We start from the raw sequence: 4,325 nt of genomic DNA, 5'->3' as shown, positions 1-4,325 counted from the left end.
GGAGTACCCGGTGGCCTGTGCACGCGCCCCGAACAACAACGCCAAGAACAATAAGACAAGCAACCCGCAACACAACAACACGCCGCGGAGCCACTGACATGCTGAAGCTTCACGACATCCACGCCTACTACGGCAAGAGCCATGTGCTGCATGGCGTTTCCTTCAACGTGGGCGCCGGCGAGATCGTCGCGCTGCTGGGCCGCAACGGCTCGGGCCGCTCGACCACCGCCAAGGCCATCATGGGCCTGGTGCATGCCGAGGGTACGCTGCGCTGGAAGGACCAGGACATCCTGCGCAGGAAGGCCTACGAGATCGCCCACCTGGGCATCGGCTACGTGCCCGAGAACCGCGACATCTTTCCCAAGCTCACGGTGCACCAGAACCTGCTCCTGGGCCAGAAGGGCTCGGGCAAGGGCAGCCGCTGGTCCTTCGACGACATGTACGGCATGTTCCCGCGCCTGAAGGAGCGCCAGCACACCGAGGCCGGCGTGCTCTCGGGCGGCGAGCAGCAGATGCTCACGCTGTGCCGCACCCTGATGGGCGACCCCGACCTGATCATCATCGACGAGCCCACCGAAGGCCTTGCGCCCAAGATCGTCGAGCTGGTGGGGCAATACCTGAAGACGCTCAAGGACAAGGGCATCTCGGTGCTGCTGATCGAGCAGAAGCTGACCATTGCCATGCAGATCTCGGACCGCGCGCTCGTCATGGGCCACGGCAGCATCGTGTTCGACGGCACGCCCGACGGCCTGCGCGCTGACGCCACCACTCGCAAAGAGTGGCTAGAGGTCTGAAGAAGCCCTCCGCGGATCCGGGCCGCGCCCCGGATCCCCTTGTCCCAACAGCGACTGCGTGCCATTGTTGCGCTGCGCCAAACGCCTAGAATCTCCCGAAAAAGAACACTCGTGCTTTTTCTTCTTTTTCTTCACACACCAAGGAACGCAGCATGACGGCTGAATACAAAGTGCTCGGCGATGTCGCCGTGATCACACTGACCAACCCTCCGGTCAACGGTCTCGGTTTCTCGACCCGCATCGGCATCACCGATGGGCTCGCGAAGGCCAATGCCGACGACGCCGTCAAGGCCATCGTCATCACCGGCGCCGGCAAGGCGTTCTCGGGCGGTGCGGACATCAAGGAATTCGGCACGCCCAAGGCGCTGCAGGAGCCCAACCTGCTGAGCGTGATCCTTGCGCTCGAGGCTTCGCCCAAGCCGATCGTCGCGGCGATCCACTCGGTGTGCATGGGCGGCGGCCTCGAGCTGGCGCTCGGCTGCCACTACCGCGTGGCGGCGCCCGGCACCAGCATTGCGCTGCCCGAGGTCAAGCTGGGCCTGATTCCCGGCGCCGGCGGCACGCAGCGCCTGCCGCGCGTGCTGGGCGTGGAGACCGCGCTCAACATCATCGTGAGCGGCGAGCCCGTCAAGAGCGAACTGCTCGCCGGCCTGCCGGGCCAGAAGCTGTTCGACAAGCTCGCGGCCTCGCCCGAATCGGTGTTCGAGGAAGCCGTTGCATTCGCCAAGAGCGTCGCGGGCAAGACCGGCGAAGCGCTGCCGCTGGTGCGCAACCTGCCGTGCAAGCACCCGCAGGGCGATGCCTACTTCCAGTTCGCGAAGAACATGGTCGGCGGTATGTCGAAGAACTACCCGGCGCCGCTCAAATGCGTCGACGCCGTTCAGGCGGCGACGAAGATGAAGTTCGACGAAGGCATGACCGAGGAGCGCCGGATCTTCACCGCGCTGATGTTCACGCCCGAATCGCTGGCGCTGCGCCACCTGTTCATGGCCGAGCGCGCGGCCTCCAAGATTCCCGACGTGCCCGAGGACACGCCCAAGCGCGAAGTCAAGTCGGTGGGCGTGATCGGCGCCGGCACCATGGGCGGCGGCATCTCGATGAACTTCCTGAACGCGGGCATTCCCGTGAAGATTCTCGAGATGAAGCAGGAAGCGCTCGACCGCGGCATTGCCACCATCAAGAAGAACTACGAATCGCAGGTCAAGAAGGGCAAGCTCAAGCAGGACAAGTACGAGCAGCGCATGGCGCTGTTGAGCACCACGCTCGACTACAACGACCTGAAGGATGCCGACCTGATCATCGAAGCCGTGTTCGAGGAACTCGGCGTGAAGGAGAAGGTGTTCAAGGAACTCGACCGCGTGGCCAAGAAGGGCGCGATCCTGGCTTCCAACACCTCGACGCTCGACGTCGACAAGATCGCAGCCTTCACCCAGCGCCCGCAGGACGTGGTCGGCATGCACTTCTTCAGCCCGGCCAACGTGATGAAGCTGCTCGAAGTGGTGCGCGGCAAGGCCACGTCCARGGACGTGCTGGCCACGGTGATGGACATTGGCAAGAAGATCAAGAAGACGGCCGTGGTCTCGGGCGTGTGCGATGGCTTCATCGGCAACCGCATGATCGAGCAGTACTCGCGCCAGGCCGGCTTCCTGCTGGACGAGGGCGCCACGCCGCAGCAGGTCGACAAGGCCGTTGAGAAGTTCGGCTTTGCGATGGGCCCGTTCCGCATGGGCGACCTGGCTGGCAACGACATCGGCTGGGCCATTCGCAAGCGCCGGGCCGTCGAGCATCCGGACATGAAGTACAGCCGCACGGCCGACAAGCTCTGCGAACTGGGCCGCTTCGGCCAGAAGACCGGGGCAGGGTGGTACGACTACCAGGCCGGCAAGCGCGATGCGATTCCGTCGGAGCTCGTCAACAAGATGATCGAGGACCACCGCAAGGAACTGGGCATCACGCCGCGCAAGATTTCCGATGAAGAGATCGTGCAGCGCCTGGTGTATGCGCTGGTCAACGAAGGCGCGCACATCCTGGAGGACGGCATTGCCTCGAAGTCGGGCGACATCGACATGGTGTACCTCACCGGCTACGGCTTCCCGGTCTGGCGCGGCGGCCCGATGCACTACGCRTCGCAGGTGGGCCTGTACAACGTGGCCGAAACCATGAAGCGCTTTGCCAAGAACCCGCGCGACGATGCCGAGTTCTGGCAGCCCGCGCCGCTGATCCAGAAGCTGGTGGCCGAAGGCAAGCAGTTCAGCTGATCGCGAAGGACTCCGGCCGCCCATGTTGAAACGCATCTTTCTCGGGCTGCTGCTGGTGCTTCTGGCACTGGCGGCGGCCGTGGCGGTCAAGACCTGGACCACGCCATCGCAGCAGCTGGCGGTGGCGCCCGCACCCAAGCTGGACATCGACCTGCAGGCGGCCGCGAAGCGGCTGTCCACCGCGATCACGTTCCGCACGGTGTCGGCCCTGGACGACCCGGCCGCGAACCTGGCCGAGTTCGACAAGCTGCATGCCTACCTCGCGCAGCAGTTCCCCAAGCTCCACGCCACCCTCAAGAAGGAAGTGGTCGGCAACAGGGCGCTGCTCTACACATGGGCCGGCAGCGATCCGCAGGCCAAGCCCATTGCGCTCATGGCGCACCAGGACATGGTGCCCGTTGCCCCGGGTACCGAGAAGGCCTGGACGGTCGACCCCTTCGCGGGCGAGATCAGGGACGGCTTCGTCTGGGGCCGCGGCACGCTCGACAACAAGAGCAACCTGTTCGCGCAGATGGAAGCCATCGAGCTGCTGGTTGCGAGCGGCTTCCAGCCGAGGCAGACCGTCTACCTCGTGATGGGCGACGACGAGGAGGTGAGCGGCCTGCGCGGCGCGCAGCCCATTGCCGAACTGCTCAAGTCGCGCAACGTGCGGCCCGATTGGGTGCTCGACGAGGGCCTGCTGGTCCTCGACGGCGTGCTGCCGGGTCTTTCCAAGCCCGCGGCGCTCATTGGCCTGGCGGAGAAGGGCTACGGGACCTTCTTTCTCTCGCTCGACACTGCGCCCGGCCATTCGTCGATGCCGCCGCAGCACAGCGCCATCGGCAGCATGAGTGCGGCGCTCGCGCGGCTCGAGGCCAACCCGATGCCCGGCGGCATCAAGGGCGTGGCCGSSCAGATGTTCGGCRCGCTCGCGCCCGAGATGAGCGGCGTGAACCGCGTCATGCTCTCCAACCTGTGGCTCACCGAACCGCTGGTGCGCGGCCAGCTCGAAAAGAGCCCGAGCAGCAACGCGATGCTGCGCACGACCACGGCGCTGACCATCGTGCGTGCCGGCAACAAGGACAACGTGCTGCCCGGCCGCGCCGAAGCGGCGGTCAACTTCCGCATCCTGCCGGGCGACAGCATCGACAGCGTGGAAGCGCACCTGCGCAAGAGCCTGGGCAACGACGAGATCAAGATCAAGCGCTATCCCGGCAACTCGGAGCCGTCGCCCGTGTCGCCGACCGACAGCACCGGCTACCGCGCGATCCAGCAGGCGGTGCGCCGGTGCGCC

General features: G+C 65.5%; 3 protein-coding genes. All 3 read left to right on the top strand.

The features are described from left to right. The first annotated feature begins 98 nt into the window (after nt 1-98). Nucleotides 99-794, top strand: a complete 696-nt coding sequence (locus AC1DOC_RS21550; RefSeq protein ID WP_012748028.1) for an ABC transporter ATP-binding protein — start codon at nt 99-101, stop codon at nt 792-794. A gap of 152 nt (nt 795-946) precedes the next feature. Continuing rightward, complete coding sequence (locus AC1DOC_RS21545) at nt 947-3,052, top strand: 3-hydroxyacyl-CoA dehydrogenase NAD-binding domain-containing protein (RefSeq protein WP_478130452.1); 2,106 nt, start codon at nt 947-949, stop codon at nt 3,050-3,052. A gap of 22 nt (nt 3,053-3,074) precedes the next feature. Then, nucleotides 3,075-4,325: M20 family peptidase (locus AC1DOC_RS21540; protein ID WP_478130451.1), on the top strand; the 1,251-nt coding region annotated here is incomplete at its 3' end.

This window comes from Variovorax sp. 01T439_2, from assembly GCF_056398445.1.
The sequence above is the reverse complement of the archived record's forward strand: the minus strand, read 5'-3'. Positions and strand labels throughout refer to the sequence as shown.

Bases quoted from the DNA above. Each gene is read 5' to 3' on its own strand.
- AC1DOC_RS21550 (WP_012748028.1), top strand. From the start codon at position 99: ATGCTGAAGCTTCACGACATCCACGCCTACTACGGCAAGAGCCATGTG.